Below are 24,834 nucleotides of genomic sequence, written 5' to 3'. Positions count from 1 at the left end.
GAACCGTACGTACGGTGGTGTGAGAGGGGCGAAAAGTTATTTAGTTTTTCCCTCTACTCGATTAGCGATCCATTACAAATCCAGTTTTAGATGTTTGGTTATCACTTAACCAACCTTCTTCACTTAATTTGTTGAACCATGCTGCTTCGATTTGATCAGCTTCTCTTGGATCATCTGTTTTCGTTGAAATTTCCGTAACGGTATCTCCTTTATAAGACCAGATTTCCAAATCAGCTTCAAAGCCTAGGAACTCACCTTCGTATGTGTGTGCTAATGCAGGCCCATAAGGAATTGTATTACTTAACGTTTCACGATACCAATCTTCATCATCCCATCTGCGGTACTTTTTCGGTGCCTCGTCTTGGAATAATTCGATTGCATATTGTGGATCGATTAGATCAAAGCGTAATATATCATCCTTTGTAAATTTTTCTTTTCGACTAATGGAGAACACATCGATTCTTTCTTTACGGTCATTTTCAAATTTGTAATTGGGCATATCATTGTGGAAACCTTTTTCCGTTGCTTCTGCAATCGCGTCTTCAACAGCTACACCAGTAAATCTTTTTTTATACGTAATGTTCGTCTTTTTGTCGCTAGCATAAACACGTAGACGATGAATATAGCCTAATTGACGAAATTCTTGATCAGGTGTATCAAAATAATAAACTTTTAAATCTTCGTCATGTTCTGCATCGAAAATATCTAGCATATCGATCGTACTTGAAAAAGCATCTAAATCAAGGTTGAATTTAATTTCATAACCAGGTTCAATGTCACTTGCTGCATAGGACGGGGTAGCAACACCTATGACTACACTCAACAATAACGTTAACAACAACATCATTTTTTTCATTTTAAAAGCCCTCCAGTTTTTACATGTAATGAATCTAACATCTTTTCTAAATCCGCTTGTTTACTGTGGAAAAAAATAAATTCTTCTGCATCAATCGTTCGCATTAGTGTTTGCACGTCTTCTAAATCAGGATGTGATTTGTAAAAGGGGGATTGTTCATCTTTATATATAGACGTATTTATTTCACAAAATCCACTTGGCTTATCTCTTAATAAGTAAATGCCAGGCTTCCTTGTTTTTTGATAGCTCTCCAAACGATTACTTTGTAGCATTGCTTTAAATTTCTTCAGTTTGTCATTGTGTATGTTATCTTTGTGTTCTAAATGGTTGTATAAATGTTGATGTAACGAATCATCGATTATAAACATTCTGTCTGGCAGTTCGTGAAAAAGAGAAAACAGTAAATCACAAGCTTTTCCAGAAATCGTAACCGGAATCAGATACTTTTCCATTGGGTTTGTTATATGCTGCAATATATTCGTAATACTTTTATGATAGGGCATTGTTTGTGCACCATGGCCGCTATCTATTAGGGCAACGTCGTACGTATTGATAATAGGTTTGTCTGTCACTAATAGTGGTGAAGCAAGCGCAATATCCCCAGAATAAAATAGTGTTTGCTCACCTATTTGGATGATATACCAGACACTGCCTAGCATATGACCACTATAACCCCAAGTAATGGACAAGTTTTCTGTTAACCTGATTCGTTTCCCTCTTGTGTTTTTAGCAAGAGGGCGAAAATGCAGTTTGTCGATCGCAGTAATTCCTAACTTATCTTGCCAATTTCTCCTAATAGAAGGCATTTGTTCGAAGCTAGCTACGCTCATCCAAATATCCCCTATAAATCCTTTTGCCGCTAGGAATGGAAGTGCCCCAACATGGTCATTATGAACATGTGAAATAAATACGGCTTGAATGGGTTTTGCTACTTCCTCTGTAATAGCTGGGTATATTTCCGGTTCTCCATTTCGTACACCACAATCAAGTAAAATGCGTGTGTTGGTTCGTTGGTCGGTTACTAAAAAGCAATTGCGACCATATTCTCCTACTCCTCCAAGGGCGCATACATCTAACATTAGTTGGTACGCAAGGCCTTTCGTTGCAAGAGTTCAATCAAAAAGATACAAAGTATGGTTAATAGTACGGTGATAACAGCCATTGCCATCCCTTTTGATACATCACCTTGTTCAAATTGACTAAAAATGAAGGTGGCACTAGTTTCAACTGATGGAGGGAGAATAAGTAAAGAACCAACTAGTTCACGCATAGAAATAATAAAGGTCATCATCCATCCGGCTAGAATACCTTGACCCAAAAGTGGAAGCCATATTTTTAATAAAATTATCCAACTATTTTGCGCAAAAACTGCATTTGATTGATGAATCGATGGGTGTAACTGTGATAAAGCTGACTTTGTATATTGAACAGAATAAGGTAAAAACAACACAATATAAGTCAAAATAGGCATCCAGTTAGTATTATAGACTGTAGTAGGAAGCCATGCTGCATTCCAAAATAGAATAAGTCCTACGACGAAGACAATGCCAGGAATGATATTCGATAACAGGCTCGTAAAATCGAGAAACTGTTGTGGTTTCCTTTTGCCATCTTTAATATATAATGCTGCGCAAAATCCGATACCAGCCGCAATAGTAGAAGCGACAAAGGCAAAGTTAATACTGTTCATTAATGCTAGAAAACTAGAAGAACCAACTGTGAAAAGATCTGTATAGTGACTAAAAGTTATATTACTCAAGCTAAGTGCTTCACCGCGGACTTTTAATAAAGAGGTAGCAATGATCGAAAAATATGGTATACCAATCGATAACCCTAATACAATTAACACATATCCTGAAGAAACAATTCGGATGACGAGTGAATCTTTCACTTGGTTAGCATTTGTTGATTTGCCTGAAAGTGTACCGTAAGAATGTTTACGACTAATCACATTTTGGATATACCAAATAAGCATACAAACACTTAATAAGATAAGTGATAAACTTGTCGCAGCAGAAATATTAATCGGCCAATGAGATAGATAGCCATGAATTTCTGTTGTGAAAACATCATAGCCAATCCTTTTACCAAAAGTGGCAGGTGTTCCGAACTCTGCTAAGGCCTTGATGAAAACGAGTAATGCTGCCATCACATAACTTGAAATTAATAGTGGCATAATGGTGCGAATCCAGTTCATAATCGGATTGCCACCATAAATTAATGTCGCATCTTGAAAGGATCCATCAAATCTGAGTAAGGCATTCTTTAACATGAGATAAAGAAATGGATATAGATGCATGCTCATGATAAATACCATTCCTGCTACACTGAAAAAAGTAAACGGTGCTTCTGATTGGAAAATCTGTTCATAATAGCCATTATGTTGCATGAACAATATCCATCCCATTGAACCGATATATGGTGGTGTCATAAATGGAATAGTAAAAACAATATCTAACCAGTCATATTTTGCTAGAAATGTTTTCGTTCTAATAATCGCTAGTGGTAGCGCGATACAGGTCGTTAATGCAATGACATAAAGACCGAGCAATAACGAGTTTTGCATCGTTTTGACAATACTATTATTTTGCAGGACAGATAGCAGTGAATCGAATGAAAGACTACCATCTTCAAAGAATGTATAGCCTAGCACCGCAAGAAGCGGTGCTACAGCTAAAATACTAAGTATAATAAACAAAGCCGTGAAAGGGGCATGTCTACGTACAATCATACGTATTCCTCCAGTTTGTTACTTCATTATCTAGAAGTTTTACTCCATTGATGTGAATTTATTTAACGTTTCTGTTTGTTTTTCTTCTATATCTTCTAGGTCTAGTGGAAGTGTTGAGATTTCACTTAATGCTGCTCGATCGTTTAATTCAATCGCATCGTTACCAGGTAAAATATAGGCATCTGCAATCAATTGTTGTGCTGTATCAGATAATAAGAAATCGATATATGCTTGAGCACCTTCTAAGTTGTGTGCATCTGCTAGTATACCGGCAGCTCGTGGACTTATTACTGTACCACTTTCAGGATAGTAAATATCAACAGGCTCTCCATCATTTTTCGCTTTATATGTCATATAGTCCACAGCAGATACAACAACATCTTTATCTCCAGTAATTACAGAGTTTAATGCTTCTTTGTTTGCACCTGCGATTAATAAGTCATTGTCTAACCAGCTTTGTACAGTATCCCAACCGCCGTCTGTTTGATTCGTTAAGCCGTATAGAAAGTCCACAGCTGAGCCGGAAGAAGTTGGGTCAGGCATCGCAACACGACCTTTCCATTCTGCATCACTGAAATCATCCCAATCAGCATCGATTGCGTCTACTTGATTTGTGTTATATGTAACACCAAGAGCAGCTGCACTATATCCATAATAATAGTGGTCTGAATCACTCCACTCAGGATTGATGCTTTCTCCATTTTCTGCTTCATATGCTTGTAATTTATCTTCTGATTTTAATCCTTCCATGGATGGTACAGAAGCAAGTACAACAACATCTGCTACTGGGTTATTTGATTCTGCTTCTAATCTTGATAAAATTTTACCTGTCGTACTTTGGAACATTTCTACCTTGATACCTGTTTCCTCTTCAAATGCTTCTTGAATATTTTCCGCCAGTCCACCAGGTCCTGCTGAATATACGGTGATCATATTCTCGTCTGTCGAAGTGTTATTCTCCGCACCTGAAGCTTCATCATTATTAGCTCCACAAGCACCTAATAGTAATGCTGATGTGAAAATTCCTGCCATAGCCGTTAATTTTAATTTTTTCATTTGTTACGCCTCCTGTTTTTGTAATGAATGTATCGTATTTTCTTCGATATAAAGCATGATCTTTTCACCTTGTATATGTGGATGATGATCATAGAACTTCCACATATGGCCGTTTGTTTCAACGAAGATGAGATAGCGATCACCTTCATACATACATTTTCTTACAATTCCTGATCTCGTTGATGTATTTGCTTGTGGGTATGGGTGGACATGTTCAGGACGAATCATTCTTTCTTGTTCTTCAAGCCAATTTGTCTTGCCGATAAAATTAGCAACAAAAGAATTAATAGGAGAATGATAGATTTCTTCAGGTGAACCTGTTTGGACTACTTCTCCGCTATCCATGACAATCATGTTGTCAGACATCGCCATTGCTTCGGTCTGGTCATGTGTCACAAAAATAGCCTTTGAACCAATCGAATGTACGATCGTTAAAATCTCTTCACGCATTTGCTCACGAAGAATAGCATCAAGTGCACTAAGTGCCTCATCAAATAAAATTAGTTTTGGATTAACAGCGATGGCTCTGGCTAATGCAACACGTTGCTGTTGTCCCCCAGATAGTTCCCCTGGTTTCATTTTTGCCTTTTGTTCCAGCTTTACTTTCTTTAATGCATCATGAACGATCTCTGTTCGTTCAGATTTTGATATTTTTCCTCTGAGGCCAAAAGCGACATTGTCAAAAACAGTCATGTGTGGCCATAGCCCAAAATCTTGAAATACCATGGCAATTTCTCGTTTGTTTGGTTTTACATTCACTTTTTTTGACTGAGAAAAAATCGGTGTGTCATCAAAATAAATTTCGCCAGCTGTTGGTTCTGTAAGTCCTGCTAGCATTTTTAATAAAGTAGTTTTACCACAGCCTGATTGACCAAGAATGGTGACAAATCTATCTTCTATCGTTAGATCAATCGGTTTTATTGCTTGGATATTTCCGTATTTTTTTTCGACCCCTTTTAAAAGAATTTTCATGGTATCCTCTCCTTACTCATTAGTGTAGAGGAGAAATGTTTAGTGAATATTAACTAACTGTTAACATTAAATTAAAATAAATCTGATAAAATCATCATATCGTTAGAAAAAATCTAAAATACTTTAGGGTGATAAAGTGAATATCCAAAAATTAAATGTGTTTATATTATTAGTAGAAACAAGAAAAATGACCGATACCGCTAAAATATTAGGTTTATCAACACCAACCGTTTCTTTCCATATTAAATCGTTAGAGGAAGACTACGGGATTAAGCTTTTTCGTACAAATTCTAGCGGCTATCGGTTAACAGATGCAGGAGAAATGCTCTACCATTATGCGAAACAATTAAGTCAGACGAATCAAGCATTAGAAAAAAGTGTAGCAGATTATAAAAATGGGGAAAAAGGTGCTTTGAAGCTTGGGGCAAGTGGTGTTCCAGCTCAATTGTTCATGCCAGAATTAATTCACCAATTAGCAGAAAACTATCCCAAAGTGAAGGTTTCTTTAGATGTAAAAACCGCTCCAGACATAGAAAGAAGACTGTTGTTACAAGAACTTGATTGTGGCTTAATTATGGAAACAGGCAATAAAGAGCAAGACCTAATCTATGAGCCTATTACGAGCGATAAGATTGTACTAGCCTTTAGTAAGGAACATTCATTTAATGGAAACTCCCTTTTAGAAGAAAATGATTTGTACAATCAGACATTGCTAGTCCATCGTTTATCAAGTTCAACAGGTCGCTTCTCTCAATCATGGTTACAAGAAAAAAAGCTAAGAATGGAAATGATTCAACTAGATTCTGTTTCAACAATTATTAAGATGTTGTCATATGGCAAAGCTGTTGCACTAATTTCTAAACGATTAATTGAAAAGGAAACACACTTATCTTATATAGAATTTCAAAATCAAGATTTAGAAAGGCAAATTCATTTTGTTTATCACCGTAATTTATGGATAAGTAAGCCGTTTCAATATTTTAAGGAGCTAGTAACAGACTTAGATGCAGAGTAAGGTCTTTAGTTGCTTGATTAGTGAAAAAAGTAGTATGATAAGTATATGAAAGACATAACAAAAAGGAGTGTTTCAGATGGCAGACAACAAAGTAGCAATTGTAACAGGTGGAGCTAATGGGCTAGGCCAAGCTGTAGCGTATAAGCTAGCAGATCAAGGTATCAACATTACCGTTGTTGACATTTCTGAAGAAGCCGGTAATGAAACAGTGAAAGCACTCGAAGAAAAAGGTGTAAAAGCACTTTTCGTCAAAGCTGACGTATCGAAAGCAGAAGATGTAAAAAATTATGTAGATCAAACGGTTGAAACCTTTGGAAAAATTGATATGTTCTTTAACAATGCAGGTATTTCTGGCCCAGGTAAACGATTCGCTGACAACACGATTGAAGAAATTGAACAAGTGGTTGGCATTAACTTACTAGGTGGCTTATATGGTATTAAATATGTATTAGAAGTGATGCTGAAAAACGGTGATGGGGCGATTGTGAATACATCATCAACAGCAGGGGTAGTTGGACAAGAAACAGTCGGTACATATTCTGCAACCAAACATGGAATTGTCGGTATTACGAAAACAATCGCCGCAGAATATGCAAGAGAAGGTATCCAAGTAAATGCGATAGCACCAGGAACAACTGAAACACCAATGGTTGCACAATATCGCAAAGATCACCCAGAAAACTTCAAGCAAGTAGAAGCAAGTATTCCACAGCGTCGTCTCGGAAAACCAGAAGAAATCGCAGAACTTGTAGCCTTTTTATTAAATGGCGAAGCAAAATATATTAATGGTGTAGTCGTACCAATTGACGGTGGGTTTACAGCAGTTTAATTAGAGGGTTATAGGAAACCGCGCTTTTTTAAAAAGTGCGGTTTTCATTTTGTTATGGGGTGTTGAATAGGCTTCTATTCACACAGGAAAATCCATAAATTACAATTCTAAATAAAGGTGTTTTTATGATCTACTGTAGTTTCGCTTGATTTCTAGCTTTAATTGCTTGCTCCTCTGTATCAAATGTACCTACATATTTTTGGTTCCCATTTTCAGATATAATTACTCTAAACTTATTGTTTCTAGGGTATACGTTCTTTGGCCCATCATTGCCTTTGCAACCACAACTTTTAGTAGTTCCACTAGTTAAATTAGAAGTTAACACTATAGTTTCATTACCGCAATCACATTTGCATAACCAATTATTTCTATTTTTAGATTTACCTACTTTCTTGATAGCGGTTAACATGCCGAACCGCTTACCAGCAATATTAGATTTTTTAGCAATCTTAGAGGTAGCTATTTCAGACACTATTTCCTTTTGTAAGCAACCGCAAGATCTACTCTGCCTTTGTCTTAATAAATTCTGGTCCACATTTGTGTAATTACCGCAATCACATAAGCAGCACCAACGTCTGTTTCTGTTTTTCTTTTTAACTTCATGCAATACAGTAAGTCTTCCGAACCGCTTTCCCGACAAATTAATTTTGACCATTTTCAGGTCATCACTCCCTTGTCTTACTGCTTCTAGTTACTATATAACACTTCTTGAAATTATCCAATGATTTTTGCTTTGAGTGGCAAATAAAAACTAGTTGGATAGCAAATATCAGTAGGGAATAATAAAAGATTGTTCTATATTGCTTGTACTAGAGCCAGTAACATAGATTTATTTTACTCTTGAATTAAAACGTTTCTTTCAGTAAGTAACTCAACTGAGATAAAGACAGTTGGGATAAAAATGTTTATATTACTACAATTTATTATTGATTTAAAGGGAGTAGGGTTCCTCTCTGACACCGAATGGTTCTAGGTGGCTTTATTATTGAATCAGATTTTGGTGGATTAGGCTGGCGTATGATCTTTCTAGTTAATGTCCCAATAGGAATTTTCTCTATCATTATGGCACGATTCATTCCAGAATCTTATGCTCCAGATCGAACATTGCTTGATTGGCCTGGCGTAGTTATTGTCAGTATTGGGCTGGTTTTATTTCTTGCCCCCCCTTATTGAATCACCAAATCATGGATGGACAATTTGGTCTTCCTTGTCATTTATTTCTTCCGTGTTCGTCTTATTTTGGTTTTGGAAGCTTCAAACAAGGAAACGGTTTGCTAATCTACAACCACTAATAGATACGGGGTTATTCCATCAACCTAGATTTATGATAGGTTGATGGTTAGTATTACTAATTTATCCCGTTATCTCTGTATTTTTCTTATGTTATGCCTATTTAGTACAAGCAGGACTTGGACTTGGTTGTCGTATAATGGTCATAAGAAGTACTCCTCCAGTCTTTTTATGGTTTTCTAGGCAACTACCATTATACAAGATTTGGGGAGGTATTTCTTTTTTCGTGTCCTGAACTCATTGGGGCACAAGGGTTAAGAATTATGAAATTCATTCATCTATAAACTTTTTACAATATAAGCCATAGTATATTCAGAAAATAGTAAAGCAATGGCATTTCCAAGTGCTTTGCATCTTACTTAATCACTAACATCTCACTTGCCTAGATAGGCAGAATTTGAGAAAACCAGGTAGCTAAAAGAAAGCAACTAATCCTGTCAAAAGTACTTTCTTATATAGTGTTTGTCATAGGTAATCATTCTTTAATGAGGAAGAAAATATATGTGATTTAATTTTTAAAGAAAGGCTACTATCTACTTGATTTCCCCAAACATCCCAATCTGCAGGGGATTGCCTTGCGAATAATTCAATTCGTGGTAGATCTCCCATCAGTTCTACAATTTTCTCTCTGGCTATATCTGGTTTCTTGCTGTGTCCTTCAATTGGACTAACAATCAGTTGATGCCCCTTTTTTGAAATTCTTTTGGGGTCCTTTTACAGCTAATAAACAAATTTCAGCATTCGACCGTGTCCAATAACCTAAGCCAAAAAAGAATCCATTTCCTGATTTATTTTGTTTCACCTAAAACAAAGGCAAGCAATTCAGAAATACATAAGAATAAGAGATACGTTTTTAATACAGATATCAAAGACTTTTTCGCGACTATTCATTTTGGTAGAGTAAAAGGATACTTTGTGAAAAATAATAAATTTAAAATGCAAGAAAATATAGCAACCATGATTGCTCAGCTTGTTTGTCATGAAGGAATTCTACCTCAAGGAGCACCTACATCTCCACTTCTTAGAAAGTTATGAAGATTTTTATTCGATACTACAAAAAGAAATATCAAAAGCTGGATAAAAAGAATAGGCTACAATATAAGGATTCGCAACAAGTAGTAACTGGCTTAACTGTTTGAGGGATGTTTTTCATTTATTAATCAATTAGACAAACATAATAATATTAAAGAATATAATAGAGTAATATATCAAGATCAAAAGATAGAACAAATTAAAACATTTTTTAAAAGGAAGCCGCTCAATGCAAGAAAAAAAGGTATCAGAAATTTCTATTTTACAAACATTTTTGGAATAATGATCGACCTCTAATTGTAACTGAAGGGAAAACCGACGTTTTGTATATTAAAGCTGCTCTAAAAAACATTATTTGTATTACCCCGATTTAATTCAATTAAATGACGATGGTACTTTTGAATACAAGATAGATTTCTTTCAAAGGACAAAAAAATGTTTTTTTTCGAGATAGATAAAGATGGTGCAGATACAATGCAAAAAATAATAAATTATTACATCCCTTCCAAGATAAATGGGTTAAGAGAAAAAACATTTAATTATTTAGATTTTTTTATTGTAAAATAAAAAGAGAGCCTACCAATCCTATAATCCTTTTATTTGATAATGAAAGGGAAGGAAGCCCGTTGCATAAATTCATCAATAAGGTACAAAAACCTATGAAGCTAAAAAAGATGAATTAATAGATAAATTAAATAAACCAATTCCTGAACCTCAACGTTTAATTGGGAATATCTTTCTGATGAGTGTGCCAAGAGATTCTCAATCAAATGAGGGTGATATAGAAGATTTATTAATTCATATTACAGACACGCTTCAACTTCATGGTAAAAAATTCAATAAAAATGGAGGAGATAATTTCTTTGGTAAAGATATCTTATCCAAATATATTTATAAAGAGTATAATTCTTTGAAGTTAGATACACTAAAACTGATTTTGGACAGTATCAGTAATTTAAAAACATTGTATTCAAATAAAGTATAGTTTTAAATAATTATATAATGTTTTATATCTCTTACGATTCTTATAAGTTTAATTATCGTGTTTAGGTTAACTTATTAGTCTGGTTGATATTAGAACTGTAATTGGTTTTACTATCATGACATAAAGACTCTATATGAAATCTATAAAAAGCTGATATGATTTTACTCATTCCAGCTTTCCGATTTATTAAAATCAGTGGCACAGTCGTGGCACACTTTATATCAATTTTCATGTTCTTAATAGTTTTTGATATTTCCTGAAATCCTATCATATCAACGATATTGCACTATATTGTATTGGCGAAGTACTGAGTGGGAGTAATTCACTAGAAGCATTTGAAGTGAAAATGTTGATTTGACAGCATTTTAGGGGCGCATAAAATGGGTGAAATGATTAAAAATCAATAGGTTCCCCGCCAAAGGAATAGACAGGGAAGTAGAGCTACTGTATGAAAGCAGTGGCTCTTTTTTTTGTTGATAAAGTCAATGAAATGGACGAAAAGAAAGCTTTTTATATTTTAATACGTAAAAAATTAGAGTTAACTTGTTCATCCACCTTTCCTTTAATGACTGGACTATAAAAAGTAGCAATTGAAAAGAAATCAAAACGTTATTTATGCTCTAATATAGAAAGTAAGCATTGGTCATAAGGTTATTGAATATCATGCATGTGTGATATTTTTAAAAATTTCTAGAGAAAGGTTGAGTAGGATGAGAAAAATTGTCTTATCAATGGTTATGTCATTAGATGGATTTGTTGCAGGTGAAGACGGGGATAGCTCTTGGCATGTGATGGATGAGGAAATGCACGATTTTATGGATGACTTTTTGGATTCTGTAGATACACTACTTTATGGACGAGTTGCCTATGAGATGATGCTCCAGCATTGGCCTTCTGCTGAATTTGATAAAAAAAGCACGGAAAAAAATCGTTCTTTTGCTAGAAAAATGAATAAGATGAAAAAAGTTGTTTTCTCTCGAACGTTGGAAAAGGCGGAATGGAATGCAAGATTGGTTAAAGGAAATGTGGCTTTTGAAGTGGAAAAACTGAAGGACCAACCCGGCAAAAATATAGCACTACTTGCAGGCGCAAGCATTGCACAAACCTTTATCCAACATGACTTAATTGATGAGTATCGACTTATACTGAATCCTGTTTTAATTGGAAAAGGACAACGGTTATTTAATGATGTTAATCAAAAACTTGAATTAATTGAATCACGAACGTTTCAGTGCGGGAGTGTGCTCTTAGTTTACAAATGAATACTCTCACCACTATTCCATTGGTCTTGCCTTTGGGACTACTTTTATTTTAGAATGATTGCTGTCGGTCGAAGCAACATCTAAGTACAAGCAAACGGTTCTTTGAATGCTTCTCGGAACATTTTCATCATAATATTCCCGGCTCCATTGACATCGGCGTTTGCGATGACTCCATTCTTTGATTGATAAAGTCCACGTTTCATCCGCTTACCTGAAAATGATGGGTTCGAACCCTTTTCACCATATACGGGGATTTCATCCTGATCAAGGAAACCGTTAACAATTAATGAAGCAATAAAAAGCTGAAATGATTTTACTCATTCCAGCTTTCCGATTTATTAAAATCAGTGGCACAGTCGTGGCACACTTTATATCATTTTCCATGTTTTTATAGTTTTTGATATTTCGTGAAATCCTATCATATCAACGATATTGCACTATATTGTATTGGCGAAGTACTGAGTGGGAATAAGGCTACAATTTAACTTGAAGGGGGAACACCGATTTATAAGGATTTAACCTTGTTAAAAATGACTTAAAACCATCTAAAATAATATAGTTCCCTACCAAAAAATTATGAGGGTTTACAACTTATTATGATATATACTTAGGAATGAATCCAATTTCATGTCTTACTGAATTTTTTTAGCTATATAATTTGCGTCATCGCTAACACCATATATAAGGGCGGAACTTCTTCTGCTCTGCCAACTTAACCCTATGAAATACAATCCAGCTACATTCGTAACACCAAAATGATGTAATAGTTCTCCATGCCCATTTAAAATTCCATCAATTTGTATCCATGAATAATCATTACGATAACCAGTCGTCCATATCACATTTTGAACTTGCTTAGATATACCGTTATTAAAGTAGGCGTTATCATCTTTAATTTCTTTTAACCTGTCACCGATTTCTACATTATTTTGAACTGTTTTGTAATCATTTCCTATTAAAGGCTCTCGTTCCCTTAACATTTTTCCTATAAAAGAATCTGCTTTTGCTCGACCAATTAGGAACGTTTCTAACAACCAAAAAAGACTTCGCCCAGCAATATTTTGAGGAACATGTTTCATTGGATTGCTTTGTGATAGTGTAACTTGGTGTGTCTTACTCAATTCCGCCGCAATTTGAACACCTGTATTACCAGCACCTACAATTAAAACATTCCCATTAGGTATTTGAGATGGATTCTGATATTTAGAAGCATGAATTTCAAAGCCTGCTGTCCCTTCTTGAACATTTGGAACAAAAGGATTATGAAAAGCTCCAGTAGCAATAACTACTTGTTTAGCTGTATACATTTTATTTGGAGTGGTGACTAAAAACTGTTTCCTCTCATTCTGAGTTAGTTTGATGACTTTCTCACGATGAACGGGTAATTCATTCTGTATTTTAAATGCAGCTAAATAATCTGCAATTTCATTATTATCTGGAAATCCTTTGGGATCGCCCTTCAGATAAAACCCATGCAATTGACTGTAACTTCTAGGAGTAAATAAACGTAATGAATCATAACGTTTTCGCCAAGACATGCCAGTTTGTTCATTCTCATCAAGAATAACGAAAGGAATGTTTTTCTGTTTTAATGAAAACTCCAAAGCTAAACCAGCTTGCCCACCGCCGATTATTATAACGTCATATGCCATGGAATAACTCATTTCTTAATCCTCAATAATCGTAAACTGTTTAATGTCACAAGCAAGGTCGCTCCCATATCTGCAAATATCGCTATCCATAAGGTTAACCAACCAGGAACAACTAATAGTAGAGCAACAGCTTTAATTCCTAAAGAGAAGGTAATATTCTGCTTGATAATCATCAGTGCTTTTCGGCTTAATTGAACGGTATATGGTAACTTATTCAATTCATCTGACATAAGAGCAATATCTGCTGTTTCTAGTGCTGTATCAGTTCCTGCACCGCCCATAGCTACTCCGACCGTAGAAGCTGCCAGTGCTGGAGCGTCATTCACACCATCACCAACCATTGCTACTTGTTGATGTTTTTCTCGAAGTTCTTTAATAAAGGTCAACTTATCTTCTGGCAATAAATCAGTTTCGACATCTACAACCCCAACTTGTTGTCCAATCGCATGTGCAGTTCGTTGATTATCACCTGTCAACATAACTGTTTCGACTCCTAGATGATTTAATTGGCTGATAACCTCTTTAGATGATTCTCTTATTTCATCTGCGACAGCAATGAATGCAAGAATCTCTGTTTCTGTGCCTAACACCATGACTGTTTTTCCAGCTGTTTGTAAAGAGGTAATCTTTTCTTTTTGTTCACTTTCTATTTGATTATGCAGTTCTTCAAAAAGACTTGGGCTTCCTACATAATATGTTTCATGATTTATCTTAGCTTTAACGCCCTTTCCTGTAATGGATTGAAATTCTTCCATAGCTATATCATTGTAATGTAAACCTTTTTCTTCCGCCTTTCTTATAATAGCGGAAGCGAGAGGGTGTTGTGATCCTTTTTCAATTGCTGCGGTAATAGTGATTAATTCGTCTTCACTTCGTCTATACGTTACAACATCTGTGACAGTAGGAACCCCTTTTGTCAGTGTTCCTGTTTTATCAAAAGCGATGACTTTAAGGTTTCCAGTCTCTTCTAAATAGACACCGCCTTTAATCAATACCCCATTTTTTGCAGCGTTCCCTATGGCAGTAACTACAGCTACTGGAGTAGAAACGACAAGAGCACAAGGACAACCAACTACGAGTGCAGCCAGACCTTGATAAACCCATGTATTCCAATCTTCTCCAATAAATAAAGGAGGAATAATAGCAATCAGCATAGCTAAAATAACAATAGCTGGCGTATAATATTTAGCAAATTTATCGACAAATGCTTGAGAGGGTGCACGCTCTGATTGTGCTTCTTCTACAAGATGAATGATTTTTGAAAGTGTAGTATCTTCCACTCGTTTGGTTACGCTAATCTCAAGTAAACCTTCTTCATTTAATGTTCCAGCAAATACTTCATCATCTAATGTTTTCCTAACAGGAACACTTTCACCTGTAATAGCAGCTTGATTTAAGGTGGAAGTTCCTTTGAGAACAGTACCATCCATCGCTAATTTCTGACCAGGCTTTACAATCATCATATCGCCAATTTCAATGTCATCTACATGGATACTCATTTCTTGATTTCCCCGACGGATTAATGCTTCTTTTGGTGCGATATCCATTAACGATTCAATCGATTGACGGGCTTTATCCATGGAATAGCGTTCCAATGCTTCACTAATAGCGAACAGGATAACAACCGTCGCACCTTCCATCCATTCGCCAATAATAGCTGCACCGATAATCGCAATAGTCATAAGCGTATTCATATCAAATTGTAATCTACTCAGATTTCTAAGCCCTTTAATAAAAAGCGTGTAGCCGCCAATTAAAATAGACAGTGCATATCCGATTGTTGGTAAAAAATGTTCTTCTCCTAATTGTTTACCTAAAAACCAGCTAACCAAAAGGAGTATGGCTGAAATATAAACTTTTATATTTTCTTTTTGTTTCCAAAAAGGTTCATAATCTACCTTTTGTTCTTTTTCATCTCGAACCTTTAAATTTTCAAAGGCTCCTGCTTTTTCAAGCTCCTCAATAGTTATTTGTCCCTTTATATACACTTTTGAAGCTCCAAAATTAACTTCGGCGTTTTCCACCCCTTGTAATTTCTTGACATTATTTTCGAAAGTTTTTGCACACCCCGCACAACTAAATCCTTGAACACGATAAGTTTTCATTTCTTCTTTTGTGAGTGGCTCAGACATTTGCTTTTTCTTCTTTCTGATGGATTAACGTAATCGAAATTAATTGCTTAATATGTTCATCATCCAATGAATAAAAAGCAAGTTTTCCTTCTTTTCGGTACTTCACAATTTTTTGTTTATGCAGTGTCCGCAAGTGGTGGGAAGCAGTTGCTACAGAAGAACCTATGATATTCGCAATGTCACATACACACAACTCATCATCTATACATAAGGCATAAGAAATTTTTGTTCTGTTTTCATCTGCAAGTACTTTGAACAATTGGGAAACATAAGATAAGTCTTCTTTTTGTAATTCTTCTTGTATACGATTGACTTTTTCCTCGTCATAACAATACATTTCACACATATCTTTTTTAACCAAAGTAATCACTCCATTTTCATTCAAATACTCATTTGATTATATAGTATCTTATTTCTTGAATTCATTCAAGTATACATTTGAATAAAGGGTTGAAATACTTTAATAGGATTTTAATTTTTCAACTGATGTTAGAATGACTTCTATTCGTTTAACTAAAATTGAATATACAAAGATAGACACCTCCATTTGAAGTGTCTATCTAATAAATTTTCCATTTTCACAATGGAAGTATCTTTTATTGTTCTTCATTTTTCTAGGACATTACGTCGTATCAAGACTCATCCAAAAGTAATAAATTAGAGGTGAAATGGATTGCTGCATTCTTGAAAAGTATTTGTAAATCTAATGTTTACAAAGAAAATCTGATTTTTCCACTTTTTTATTCTAAAAGGGACAATTATGAAATTCATTCAAGTAATAAAGCCGAAATGATTTCTCATTCCAGCTTTCCGATTTATTAAAACCAGTGGCACAGTCGTGACACACTTTATATCAATTTTCATGTCTTTATAGTTTTTGATATATCCTAAGATCCTATCATATCAACGATATTGCACTATATTGTATTGGCGAAGTATTGAGTAGGAATAGTTGTAAGCGAGTCGAATCCCCTTTGATGACAAAGGTTTCGGCTCTTTACTTTATTTGTCATTGACACGAATATATTTGCAATTTAGGTATATAATACAAGCGCATCATCATGTATATGCTATTTTGTTTGGGGAGAATATGTTAAATATTGTAGTTTGGCCAATCATTATTTATACTCGAACAAGTACATTTATTGATACTTTCCCATTCAGAGAAGGTCTATCTTAATTATGAAAACTACCCAAAATCATAAAATCCACAACAATCCCACTCATTGGATTCTCCGAACCCAATACACTTATGCCTAGAACGGTTACACCACTAATATTTGTAACATTGGCCGAAACATATTTTCCAGTAATGTTCTTCTCACGCATTTGCACTCTTGGTCTTGCATTTATCGTAGAATTTGTTGAATATATGCTTGATACCGCATAATCAATCGTATCTAATAATGGATTTCCATCTGCTAATCCATTGTCTGTGAAATAAAGTGTAGCTATCCCATTTGCATTTGAAGTAGCCTGTCCATAAACAATTCGTTTTGCTTTTTGCGGGTTTTGCTCTCCTGCCTTAAATAGTTGAATAGCTGTCGGACCCAATGTAAAGAATTCAATACTCATAACTATGCCCCCTGGTTATTCTTTAAAAGAAATTAAAAGCATGACAGTATAATGTTATTCAAACTTCCAAAAAAGTGCGGTCATTTAAACAGACTTTTTCTTATGTGAGGTGTTTATGGTGAAAATAGATAAATTTCTTTGTGCCCTGCCAGTATCTGGTGGGCACAAAGGCAGTGCTTTTATCCTAGGTGTCAAATGTTCCGGAGGATGTTGCTGCGAAATTAACGACTTGCAGGATAACGGTTTGGTTTGCTGGAATGGACCCTCCACCAGCAGGAACAGCAATGTCTAATGACCCAGTTCCTGTAGCACTTGGTGTATATGTTGATACTCCTTGCATTTGTTCAACACCGTTAATTTCCACAGTGAAATAACTATTATCTTCTGCAAGTTCTGGAAGTGTCGTTACCTCTAAACCATCATCCCCTAGGAAACTTGCAGTATCAATAGATAATGTACTTCCTGCTGCCGTATCTTCTGTTGTGATATAAAAGAATTTTGCGGAATCAGGATTAACATCTGTGTCAATTGTGCCATTAATAGCGATTTTCATTAACTGAAGTGCCATGTTCATTTTCACCTCCATTTTATATCAACCAAATTTTATTCTATGAAGAGGAGTTGGAAATGCTTGGTCAGACTAACTAGTACGTATTGGAAGTTAACAAAATGTCCCATTAAAAAAGGCATATTTATCAAATAGAAAGGTGATATTATCATTTAACCGTGACAAACAGAAGAGTAATTGGGGCATCCCTCCTTGAAAGTGTAAATGGATGGGGGCTGCAACACTCCATTGACAAATAAATTTAGAGTGGAAACATTGTCCGGATCAAGTATATCACTACTTCCATATTGCTTTAATGCATCCTTGTTCGTATAAACCTTTTTCCCTTCTTCGGCAAGGGTAATGTATTGAACAGTCTCCACTGCTATGGGGGTTGGTGAGTATTCAGGGGATATATTGACTGTAATGGATGGATTAAATATAGGATTAAATGTATTTGTATTGGATGTGCTATTTTCATTTCCCTCATGAATCCTTTTGCGCTCTTTATTGCAATGATGGCAGTGGCAATTTGGATAGGGATCTCTGCCACGTAGCTTTCTACTACTATTATAATAGCTATATTGTTTTTCATTCAACGGTATTTCACCCCCCCTCCTAAATGAAATTTTGATGTGCTTTTCTATATCTTATTTAAAAAGAAGGTGATTGACTGTGCAGCTGGCTGTATTTGGCAAGTAAAAAAATGTATGCCACTTGCCGTCCCGAATTATTGCTGTATGAATGATTCCTTATAACGGAAACTTTCACCGTTAAAAAGGAGTAAATGTGAATGATGAATAAGTCGGTCAATCACCGCTTCTGTTAATATTGGATCTCCAAAAACATGATTCCATTGTCCAAATGGAAGGTTAGTAGTAATCACCAAGCTTTTATTTTCATAATACATAGAGATTACCTGAAACAAACTCTACACCTTTTTTATCAAAACAGGCGAGAAAACCCCCTCTTCAAGCGCGTGAAAGGTATAGTCTAAGCGATAAGGGGGGAGATGAATCGCCTGCCGACAAGAGATTGCTTTTTGAGCAGTGATTATTCATAAATAAACAGAACGAATGTTCCTTCTTGATACTTCTTCTGATATAATAGAAAGAAGGAGGTAAGGGACCATGAAAGTAAAAAAAGTGTTTGGTTTTCGTATCTATCCGAACAAAAACCAAATCACCTTCATCCATAAAACAATGGGCTGTGCCCGTTTTGTCTACAACTATTTTACAGGAAAACAAAAAGAAAAAGACGACTACTGGTATATAGTGAATGAAATGGTGCAAAACGGGCAGTTTCTTCAAAATAATTGGAAAGGCGAATTTTTCAATAAAAATAAAGCGATCAAAGCGGTTCGGGAAATGAAGAAAAATTACCCCGGCTTCATGAAAAAATTGCTAATAAAAGAAAAGACATGTTAGATAAGGTCTCCACCGAGATAATCAATAACCACGATATCATAGGTTTGGAAGATTTATCTGTTAAAAACATGTTAAAAAATCACAATCTTGCGAAAGCGATTAGCAACGCATCCTGGTCAACATTCCGAACTATGTTGGAATATAAAGCGGCCTGGTATGGAAAACAGGTTGTTAAGGTTGCTAAAAACTATCCATCAAGCCAGCTTTGTTCCAATTGTGGACACCAAAACCAAGACGTTAAAAATCTTGCTTTGCGTACATGGACGTGTAATATCTGTCAGTGCCATCACCAAAGAGATATTAACGCAAGCAGGAATCTTCGTAAGGAAGCATTGCGATTAACCGCAGGAACTGTGGGGATAGCCTAATCCATAACTGACCAATGGGTTGGTGTTCTTAGGAATCTCTCACTTCAAGCAACCTATAAGGTTGATAAGTGGGGTAGTTCAAAACAGTATCCTTGAAAATACCAATGATTACCCTTCAATACAATTTGATAGGCTTCAACTTCCCGTTTCGTTTTATTTCCATGACGGTCGGCATATTCAAACGAAAGCAGCCTGTTTTCTTGTAAAGCTATTTTTATGATTTCTAAATAGGCTTGTACGTTCCGATAACCTATCCACTGATTTAAATCGATATGTATTTGATCTGTTTTTAATTTGATCTCGTCAGCTCTATCCACCGGGATAAAACTTTTTACTTTCGCAAGAGCATTTACCAGTTCGTTACTTTGCATCATATTGGAGAGGCTAGAAAGTCCTGTCAAAATAGTAGAAATATCAGTAGTTGAAAAAACCTTACTATCCATTTTATAGTTTTTCATGATTTCAAAGCCGCCTCCTACTCCTGATGTTGAGTAAATTGGAATACCCGCCATGTTGATGGCATCTATATCACGGTAGATTGTGCGTTTCGAAACTTCAAACATATTTGCTAACTCCTGTGCGCTTATCCGTTCTTTATCGAGTAGTACCATAATAATGCTAACAAGCCTGCTAACTTTCATCTGTTAACCGCCTTTCAAAAAAATTCTCCATTCCAGATTGTTGCCATATTGGTGTCAACAATAGATACGTATAATAATAATAAAACAACCAATCTATTACAATCAAATGGAGGAAAATGATGAAAACAATTTATATTTATGTACTTGATACTTTAGCTGACTGGGAACTAGGATATGTTACTTCGGGGTTGCATTCCAGGAGGTTTTTCAAAGAAGAAGCGAACCAAGTATCGATTAAAACAGTTAGTTACTCCAAACAATCAATCCGTACAATGGGCGGAATGACAATAGTTCCTGACTACTTAATTGATGACATTAATGTAAGTGAAGCAAGTATGCTGTTATTACCAGATGCAGATACATGGAATGATCCAAAGCATGAAGCTATTCTCGTAAAAGCAAGCGAGCTGCTCTCTGTAGGCGCTGCAGTATGTGCAATCTGTGGAGCTACCGCAGCACTTGCTAATTTTGGGGTACTAGATAACCGTCCACATACTAGCAATGGTCCGGGATTCCTTGAAATGGTTTGTTCTGATTATAAAGGACAAGATTTTTATATAGACCAGCCATCTGTTGCATCTAATAACCTTATTACTGCCGGTTCTACTGAAGCTTTGCTATGGACGAAACAAATCATTGAGTACTTAGATGTTTTTAAGTCAAACACATTAGAATCTTGGTATAACTATTTTAATACGGGCGATTCTAAATACTTCTTTGAACTTATGCAAACTCTGCCAGCTAATAATAAAAATTAAACTATTTTTGTTATTAACAAAATCTTAAAAAGAGATTCCATTTATGGCTCCTCTTTTGTTCAATCTTTTTTGTGTTTTTCTTCGTTTTTTATATTTTCTAAATCCCGTTTGAAAAAGCGTAACAGGTCCACCACATATGGAAAAGGCAGCTTTGTTGCTACTCCAAAAAAGCGCCTTTTCCCCGTTTGGGGGAGAGGCGCTTAAAAGATGATGTAATCCTTACCTGGCTTCTGTATTCAAAACTTGATCTAACCAAGTGAATATGCGGTGGTTAGCCAATTTTAATGCCCCAAAATGGCAATGTTCTTCAGCAGAATCTTCAGCAGTAAACTTCATATACGTTTTGGAACTTCTTAAAGATTTGTACAATTGTTCGGGTTGTCCAGCAAAGGCATGATCATGTTCAGCTTCGCAAACGAGTACTGGACACTTGATTTTCTCAGCAATGCCTTCCAAGGTAAAAGGTTCCGTTTTGTGCACCAGCTCTTCCAGATTAGTTGCTGAAAAAGTAAACTGTCCATTTTCAATTCCCCATCGAATACCTGTATCTTGTGCCATAATCGACGCAATAAAATTATCCATCTCTGGTGAATTAAAATGGAGTTCCTCACTTTCTTTTCCGCCTAATGCCGCAGCTATTTTTCCCACTTGGAAGGAGAATAGGCCATCATTTGCAATGCATGCAGCAAGCCTGTGTTCATAAGCAGCCGCACGCGGAGCCAAATACCCGCCTAAACTGATACCCATTAATGCGATTTTGTCAGAGATAACTTCTGGACGCTTGATCAGATAATCTACCACTGGTGTTACAGCAGCCTCCCAGTCATGTCTGAATGGAATTCGTTGCTCGCGTATAACAGCTCCTTGTCCTGGTCCCTCGAATACCAAGCAATGATACCCTTTTTCTAAAGCAGAGGTAACAACTTGGAAATAAAGCTCTTCTGCGGTGGAATCATATCCTCCATGAACAATCAGGGTAGGAGCAGGCTGATCTCCTGCTAAATACAAGTAACCAGGTAACTCTATGTCTTCATAAGGAATAGTAACAATCTCCCAATGATGATCGAGTAAGGTAAGCGCGCGTCTGAATGTGCTTTGGCTTAATCTCCACGTTTTCAGAATACGTTTATCCTCCGGATTGCCATGGAGAAAAAATTCGGCTGTACGGTAGTAATTCGATGCACTTAAATAGAAGTCTCTCGCACTACTCTTATTGCCATGCTTGCTGCTTTCGTCAGCTTCTTGATGAACCCGGATTGCAGTCTTTAGCCATTCCTCATACCAGCTTTCAAAATTACCTTCTTCAATTCGATAGGCAGTAGATAGACATTCCCCTATGTCTGCCCCTCCAAAAGCAGCATAACCCATTGTCCGAAGCAATTCGAATGAAAAAGTCTGATCTTTAAAAATAAGTTTCACAATAATACACACTCCTCATAATATGTTATTTATAACCTATGTAAATATTATTCTATGTTATTTTATATGTCAAATATTATTTTATGTTATAATTAACCTATCTAAATGAAAGTATATAAATCAAAAGCATGAAAGAGGAGAACTTAATGAATAATACCCAATACATCTTATTAGGATTATTAGCACGAGAACCGTTAAGCGGATATGAAATGAAGCAGCAAATCAACAGCAGAATTAGCCATTTCTATAAAATAAACAATAATCAGCTTTATCCATCTCTATCAAAATTGGAAAAAACCGGATTTATTGAATTGCAAGCCATTGAACAAGAGTCTTATCGTCCGCCTCGAAAAATTTACAGAATTACGGCTAGTGGCATGGACACTTTAAAATCGTGGGTACAAGAGCTTCCTGAAGCTGAGGATTCGAAAACCTTCCTGTTGAAGCAGTACAGTTCTTGGTTATTAAAACCAGATGAATTGTTTAGCTTGATAAAGAAGAAAAAGGAACAACATGAACGAACGCTTGAGGATTATAAAAAGAGAATTTCTTCCTTCGAAGAACAGAATCCTGATGTCAATCATCCCTTGTTCGCCACAATTTCTGTTATTAATATGGGGATAAACTTTGAGGAGGCAAGTATTCTTTGGTGTGACAGGATGCTTCAGTTGTTAAAACAACATTAGTTTACCAATAGGTAAAAACCTAGAATAAAGGTAAACACTTATTGTTTTAATTTTTTATTTAAGAATAGAGATATTGATCCAAAATTAAGTAACTGATTCAAGGATTTCAATGACAATATTATTTATGATTTATTAGATTGTTTTATAGAAGTACCAAAAATAATAAAAGAATATAATAATGGTACTTTGATTATTATGGTAATGTGAGGCGCCACGGTGCTTCTCAATATGTATTAGAACTTAAAGAATTTGTGAGTAATAATCTATCTTGATTAAGCGAGAAGACTCCCAACCTCAAGAAATATGTAGGGCGAAACCCAATAAGTAGACGGGAGTATTCATGACTAAGATAGTTATCCTGTACATCCTATTATCTTACTGAAGAAAATAGATTGTGATTTTACTGAATTTGACTTTCAAAGAACCATCAGTATCTAAAAGAATTAACAATGGAGGTTACTGAATGAATAAAGTTTTAGCGTACTCAATTTCAGGGATGGGATTAACTGGAGCCGTCTTAATCATCTCAGTTGCTTTATTATTTAACAATCCAATAGGAAATGTATTGATGATAGTTACTGCTGGTTCAGTAACAGCTTTCGTTATATTTGCTATCTCGGCTCTAGTACTTCGTCGACGATTAGATGAGCAGCAAAGAAGGTAATTTAGTGAAATGAATAAAGCAGCATATTTAAAACAAATTTAGTAGGGTTTAATAATAAAGGATGGTGATTGTGCAAAATTACCGTTCTTTCTGTTTTTTAGAGCAGGAATAAATGGTTGATTTTGAATACAGTCTAATATCCTTGTAATTACAGGGTTTTAGACTGTCTTTTTATAAATTATTTTGTGTATCAATTGTTAAACTATGACGAGAAAAATTTAACAAATGAGTATACATTGCATTTATGATTATGTTTTTTATTCAACTAAAAAGAATCCATTAATAGAACAAGAAGACCGTCTTTTAAATATATAAAGAAGACGGTATCTTTTTTGAGTGACATGTGTTATACTATAAATAACTTAATTGTTCGTGCTAGCAATACAGGATTTATGTCATAACATCACAATTTATATCATCGTCTTGAATTATTATCAGAACAACCAAAGTAATAAACGTGTACATTGTGCACAATGGAGGAATTTCATATGAACACAGGTTCAGTAAAATGGTTTAACGCAGATAAAGGTTTTGGATTTATCGAGGTTGAAGGTGGAGACGACGTATTCGTACACTTCTCAGCAATTCAAGGCGAAGGTTTCAAATCTTTAGAAGAAGGTCAAACAGTTACTTTCGACATCGAAGAAGGTAATCGTGGACCACAAGCAGCTAACGTTGTTAAATAATAATTTATAATTGATAAAAAGTCTTTCTGTCACAGAAAGGCTTTTTATTTTTTGTCGTATAATATAAATAGAAAATAATTTGAGCTGAAATAAGTTAAAATAGTTAATATAAATATTCCATATGAACAAAGGAGAACAGAAAATGAGCTGACTTGTTCTATTTTTGCACACATCGCAGACGGTTTTACAGAAGGTCCAAATGGTGAAATGGGCATAGGCTGGGTTTTCTGCGATTCTGATTTGGAAAAAAT

At 35.5% G+C, this 24,834-nt stretch carries 24 protein-coding genes and 2 pseudogenes; 10 read left to right on the top strand and 16 right to left on the bottom strand.

Annotated elements, in window-relative coordinates; all coding sequences use genetic code 11:
* Positions 1 to 61: 61 nt before the first annotated feature.
* From BN1068_RS17520 to BN1068_RS17500, 5 genes are read right to left on the bottom strand one after another with little or no spacing between them, the layout of a single operon-like run.
* Positions 62 to 856 carry a CYTH domain-containing protein gene (locus BN1068_RS17520; RefSeq protein ID WP_077604162.1) on the bottom strand — a complete coding sequence of 265 codons (795 nt, stop codon included), beginning with the start codon at positions 854 to 856 and terminating at the stop codon, positions 62 to 64.
* Positions 853 to 1,935: an MBL fold metallo-hydrolase gene (locus tag BN1068_RS17515; protein WP_077604161.1), complete on the bottom strand. Its 1,083-nt coding sequence runs from the start codon at positions 1,933 to 1,935 to the stop codon at positions 853 to 855. The genes BN1068_RS17520 and BN1068_RS17515 overlap by 4 nt, the downstream gene beginning before the upstream one ends.
* Complete coding sequence (locus tag BN1068_RS17510; protein WP_077604160.1) at positions 1,935 to 3,587, bottom strand: ABC transporter permease; 1,653 nt, start codon at positions 3,585 to 3,587, stop codon at positions 1,935 to 1,937. Before BN1068_RS17510 ends, BN1068_RS17515 begins: the two co-directional genes overlap by 1 nt.
* A 39-nt stretch (positions 3,588 to 3,626) precedes the next feature.
* Positions 3,627 to 4,643 carry an ABC transporter substrate-binding protein gene (locus BN1068_RS17505; protein WP_077604159.1) on the bottom strand — a complete coding sequence of 339 codons (1,017 nt, stop codon included), beginning with the start codon at positions 4,641 to 4,643 and terminating at the stop codon, positions 3,627 to 3,629.
* Between the two features lie 3 nt (positions 4,644 to 4,646).
* Entirely contained in the window at positions 4,647 to 5,615 is a 969-nt protein-coding gene (locus BN1068_RS17500; protein ID WP_077604158.1) for an ABC transporter ATP-binding protein, read from the bottom strand.
* Positions 5,616 to 5,751: 136 nt separating this feature from the next.
* Between BN1068_RS17500 and BN1068_RS17495 the strand changes: the two genes are divergently transcribed.
* Positions 5,752 to 6,630 (top strand): LysR family transcriptional regulator, encoded by an 879-nt coding sequence (locus tag BN1068_RS17495; protein ID WP_077604157.1) that lies wholly within the window; start codon positions 5,752 to 5,754, stop codon positions 6,628 to 6,630.
* Positions 6,631 to 6,706: 76 nt separating this feature from the next.
* The gene (locus BN1068_RS17490; protein ID WP_077604156.1) at positions 6,707 to 7,459 is read left to right on the top strand and encodes an SDR family NAD(P)-dependent oxidoreductase; all 753 of its coding nucleotides are present in this window, start codon (positions 6,707 to 6,709) and stop codon (positions 7,457 to 7,459) included.
* A 130-nt stretch (positions 7,460 to 7,589) separates the two neighbouring features.
* Here BN1068_RS17490 and BN1068_RS17485 read toward each other — a convergent pair whose 3' ends face one another.
* Together BN1068_RS17485 and BN1068_RS24445 are read right to left on the bottom strand one after the other, a co-directional pair.
* A complete protein-coding gene (locus BN1068_RS17485) occupies positions 7,590 to 8,114 on the bottom strand; it encodes a hypothetical protein (RefSeq protein WP_077604155.1) in 525 nt (174 codons plus the stop codon).
* Positions 8,115 to 9,214: 1,100 nt separating this feature from the next.
* Positions 9,215 to 9,385 carry a methyltransferase-A70 family protein gene (locus BN1068_RS24445; RefSeq protein WP_439822990.1) on the bottom strand — a complete coding sequence of 57 codons (171 nt, stop codon included), beginning with the start codon at positions 9,383 to 9,385 and terminating at the stop codon, positions 9,215 to 9,217.
* A gap of 1,138 nt (positions 9,386 to 10,523) precedes the next feature.
* On the opposite strand from BN1068_RS24445, the gene BN1068_RS17470 reads away from it, so the two are divergent.
* Together BN1068_RS17470 and BN1068_RS17465 are read left to right on the top strand one after the other, a co-directional pair.
* Complete coding sequence (locus BN1068_RS17470) at positions 10,524 to 10,766, top strand: hypothetical protein (RefSeq protein WP_077604153.1); 243 nt, start codon at positions 10,524 to 10,526, stop codon at positions 10,764 to 10,766.
* A gap of 710 nt (positions 10,767 to 11,476) precedes the next feature.
* On the top strand, positions 11,477 to 12,028 hold the full coding sequence (locus tag BN1068_RS17465; protein ID WP_077604152.1) for a dihydrofolate reductase family protein: 552 nt from the start codon (positions 11,477 to 11,479) through the stop codon (positions 12,026 to 12,028).
* Between the two features lie 632 nt (positions 12,029 to 12,660).
* Here the strand turns inward: BN1068_RS17465 and BN1068_RS17460 are convergent.
* The 7 genes and pseudogenes from BN1068_RS17460 to BN1068_RS17430 all read right to left on the bottom strand — a co-directional run.
* Positions 12,661 to 13,680 carry a flavin-containing monooxygenase gene (locus tag BN1068_RS17460; protein ID WP_077605150.1) on the bottom strand — a complete coding sequence of 340 codons (1,020 nt, stop codon included), beginning with the start codon at positions 13,678 to 13,680 and terminating at the stop codon, positions 12,661 to 12,663.
* 8 nt (positions 13,681 to 13,688) lie between these two features.
* Positions 13,689 to 15,812 carry a heavy metal translocating P-type ATPase gene (locus tag BN1068_RS17455; RefSeq protein ID WP_077604151.1) on the bottom strand — a complete coding sequence of 708 codons (2,124 nt, stop codon included), beginning with the start codon at positions 15,810 to 15,812 and terminating at the stop codon, positions 13,689 to 13,691.
* On the bottom strand, positions 15,805 to 16,173 hold the full coding sequence (locus BN1068_RS17450; RefSeq protein ID WP_077604150.1) for an ArsR/SmtB family transcription factor: 369 nt from the start codon (positions 16,171 to 16,173) through the stop codon (positions 15,805 to 15,807). The genes BN1068_RS17455 and BN1068_RS17450 overlap by 8 nt, the downstream gene beginning before the upstream one ends.
* Positions 16,174 to 16,988: 815 nt before the next feature.
* Complete coding sequence (locus BN1068_RS17445; protein WP_077604149.1) at positions 16,989 to 17,387, bottom strand: hypothetical protein; 399 nt, start codon at positions 17,385 to 17,387, stop codon at positions 16,989 to 16,991.
* A 184-nt stretch (positions 17,388 to 17,571) separates the two neighbouring features.
* The gene (locus BN1068_RS17440; protein WP_077604148.1) at positions 17,572 to 17,955 is read right to left on the bottom strand and encodes a DUF4183 domain-containing protein; all 384 of its coding nucleotides are present in this window, start codon (positions 17,953 to 17,955) and stop codon (positions 17,572 to 17,574) included.
* Between the two features lie 152 nt (positions 17,956 to 18,107).
* Positions 18,108 to 18,533 (bottom strand): DUF4183 domain-containing protein, encoded by a 426-nt coding sequence (locus BN1068_RS23410; protein WP_254846820.1) that lies wholly within the window; start codon positions 18,531 to 18,533, stop codon positions 18,108 to 18,110.
* 131 nt (positions 18,534 to 18,664) lie between these two features.
* Positions 18,665 to 18,862 (bottom strand): annotated as a pseudogene (locus BN1068_RS17430) (ATP-binding protein); the annotation flags it as partial.
* 202 nt (positions 18,863 to 19,064) lie between these two features.
* Between BN1068_RS17430 and BN1068_RS17425 the strand changes: the two are divergent.
* Both BN1068_RS17425 and BN1068_RS17420 read left to right on the top strand, forming a co-directional pair.
* The gene (locus BN1068_RS17425; RefSeq protein WP_077604145.1) at positions 19,065 to 19,361 is read left to right on the top strand and encodes a helix-turn-helix domain-containing protein; all 297 of its coding nucleotides are present in this window, start codon (positions 19,065 to 19,067) and stop codon (positions 19,359 to 19,361) included.
* Positions 19,310 to 19,729, top strand: a pseudogene (locus BN1068_RS17420) (RNA-guided endonuclease TnpB family protein); the annotation flags it as partial. The gene BN1068_RS17425 and the pseudogene BN1068_RS17420, both read left to right, overlap by 52 nt.
* A 53-nt stretch (positions 19,730 to 19,782) precedes the next feature.
* Here BN1068_RS17420 and BN1068_RS17415 read toward each other — a convergent pair.
* Complete coding sequence (locus tag BN1068_RS17415; RefSeq protein WP_077604144.1) at positions 19,783 to 20,370, bottom strand: helix-turn-helix transcriptional regulator; 588 nt, start codon at positions 20,368 to 20,370, stop codon at positions 19,783 to 19,785.
* Between the two features lie 119 nt (positions 20,371 to 20,489).
* Between BN1068_RS17415 and BN1068_RS17410 the strand changes: the two genes are divergently transcribed.
* Positions 20,490 to 21,128, top strand: a complete 639-nt coding sequence (locus tag BN1068_RS17410; RefSeq protein ID WP_077604143.1) for a DJ-1/PfpI family protein — start codon at positions 20,490 to 20,492, stop codon at positions 21,126 to 21,128.
* 219 nt (positions 21,129 to 21,347) lie between these two features.
* Here the strand turns inward: BN1068_RS17410 and BN1068_RS17405 are convergent, their stop codons facing one another.
* Positions 21,348 to 22,547 carry an alpha/beta hydrolase family protein gene (locus BN1068_RS17405; RefSeq protein ID WP_077604142.1) on the bottom strand — a complete coding sequence of 400 codons (1,200 nt, stop codon included), beginning with the start codon at positions 22,545 to 22,547 and terminating at the stop codon, positions 21,348 to 21,350.
* A 146-nt stretch (positions 22,548 to 22,693) separates the two neighbouring features.
* Here BN1068_RS17405 and BN1068_RS17400 point away from each other — a divergent pair, with 146 nt between their 5' ends.
* From BN1068_RS17400 to BN1068_RS17390, 3 genes are all read left to right on the top strand, one after another.
* The gene (locus BN1068_RS17400) at positions 22,694 to 23,233 is read left to right on the top strand and encodes a PadR family transcriptional regulator (RefSeq protein WP_175637191.1); all 540 of its coding nucleotides are present in this window, start codon (positions 22,694 to 22,696) and stop codon (positions 23,231 to 23,233) included.
* Positions 23,234 to 23,696: 463 nt separating this feature from the next.
* A complete protein-coding gene (locus BN1068_RS17395; RefSeq protein ID WP_077604140.1) occupies positions 23,697 to 23,897 on the top strand; it encodes a hypothetical protein in 201 nt (66 codons plus the stop codon).
* 488 nt (positions 23,898 to 24,385) lie between these two features.
* Entirely contained in the window at positions 24,386 to 24,583 is a 198-nt protein-coding gene (locus tag BN1068_RS17390; RefSeq protein WP_077604139.1) for a cold-shock protein, read from the top strand.
* Positions 24,584 to 24,834 lie beyond the last annotated feature (251 nt).

It is taken from the genome of Oceanobacillus sojae (assembly GCF_900162665.1).
GTDB lineage: Bacteria > Bacillota > Bacilli > Bacillales > Amphibacillaceae > Oceanobacillus > Oceanobacillus sojae_A.
This window is presented reverse-complemented; position numbering and strand designations above follow the sequence as displayed.

Excerpts from the sequence above, each read along its gene's own strand:
- BN1068_RS17520 (WP_077604162.1), bottom strand. The coding sequence starts at position 856 with ATGAAAAAAATGATGTTGTTGTTAACGTTATTGTTGAGTGTAGTCATA.
- BN1068_RS17515 (WP_077604161.1), bottom strand. The coding sequence starts at position 1,935 with ATGTTAGATGTATGCGCCCTTGGAGGAGTAGGAGAATATGGTCGCAAT.
- BN1068_RS17510 (WP_077604160.1), bottom strand. The coding sequence starts at position 3,587 with ATGATTGTACGTAGACATGCCCCTTTCACGGCTTTGTTTATTATACTT.
- BN1068_RS17505 (WP_077604159.1), bottom strand. The coding sequence starts at position 4,643 with ATGAAAAAATTAAAATTAACGGCTATGGCAGGAATTTTCACATCAGCA.
- BN1068_RS17500 (WP_077604158.1), bottom strand. The coding sequence starts at position 5,615 with ATGAAAATTCTTTTAAAAGGGGTCGAAAAAAAATACGGAAATATCCAA.
- BN1068_RS17490 (WP_077604156.1), top strand. The coding sequence starts at position 6,707 with ATGGCAGACAACAAAGTAGCAATTGTAACAGGTGGAGCTAATGGGCTA.
- BN1068_RS17485 (WP_077604155.1), bottom strand. The coding sequence starts at position 8,114 with ATGGTCAAAATTAATTTGTCGGGAAAGCGGTTCGGAAGACTTACTGTA.
- BN1068_RS17470 (WP_077604153.1), top strand. The coding sequence starts at position 10,524 with ATGAGTGTGCCAAGAGATTCTCAATCAAATGAGGGTGATATAGAAGAT.
- BN1068_RS17465 (WP_077604152.1), top strand. The coding sequence starts at position 11,477 with ATGAGAAAAATTGTCTTATCAATGGTTATGTCATTAGATGGATTTGTT.
- BN1068_RS17460 (WP_077605150.1), bottom strand. The coding sequence starts at position 13,680 with ATGGCATATGACGTTATAATAATCGGCGGTGGGCAAGCTGGTTTAGCT.
- BN1068_RS17455 (WP_077604151.1), bottom strand. The coding sequence starts at position 15,812 with ATGTCTGAGCCACTCACAAAAGAAGAAATGAAAACTTATCGTGTTCAA.
- BN1068_RS17445 (WP_077604149.1), bottom strand. The coding sequence starts at position 17,387 with ATGAGTATTGAATTCTTTACATTGGGTCCGACAGCTATTCAACTATTT.
- BN1068_RS17440 (WP_077604148.1), bottom strand. The coding sequence starts at position 17,955 with ATGGCACTTCAGTTAATGAAAATCGCTATTAATGGCACAATTGACACA.
- BN1068_RS17425 (WP_077604145.1), top strand. The coding sequence starts at position 19,065 with ATGAAAGTAAAAAAAGTGTTTGGTTTTCGTATCTATCCGAACAAAAAC.
- BN1068_RS17415 (WP_077604144.1), bottom strand. The coding sequence starts at position 20,370 with ATGAAAGTTAGCAGGCTTGTTAGCATTATTATGGTACTACTCGATAAA.
- BN1068_RS17410 (WP_077604143.1), top strand. The coding sequence starts at position 20,490 with ATGAAAACAATTTATATTTATGTACTTGATACTTTAGCTGACTGGGAA.
- BN1068_RS17400 (WP_175637191.1), top strand. The coding sequence starts at position 22,694 with ATGAATAATACCCAATACATCTTATTAGGATTATTAGCACGAGAACCG.
- BN1068_RS17395 (WP_077604140.1), top strand. The coding sequence starts at position 23,697 with ATGAATAAAGTTTTAGCGTACTCAATTTCAGGGATGGGATTAACTGGA.
- BN1068_RS17390 (WP_077604139.1), top strand. The coding sequence starts at position 24,386 with ATGAACACAGGTTCAGTAAAATGGTTTAACGCAGATAAAGGTTTTGGA.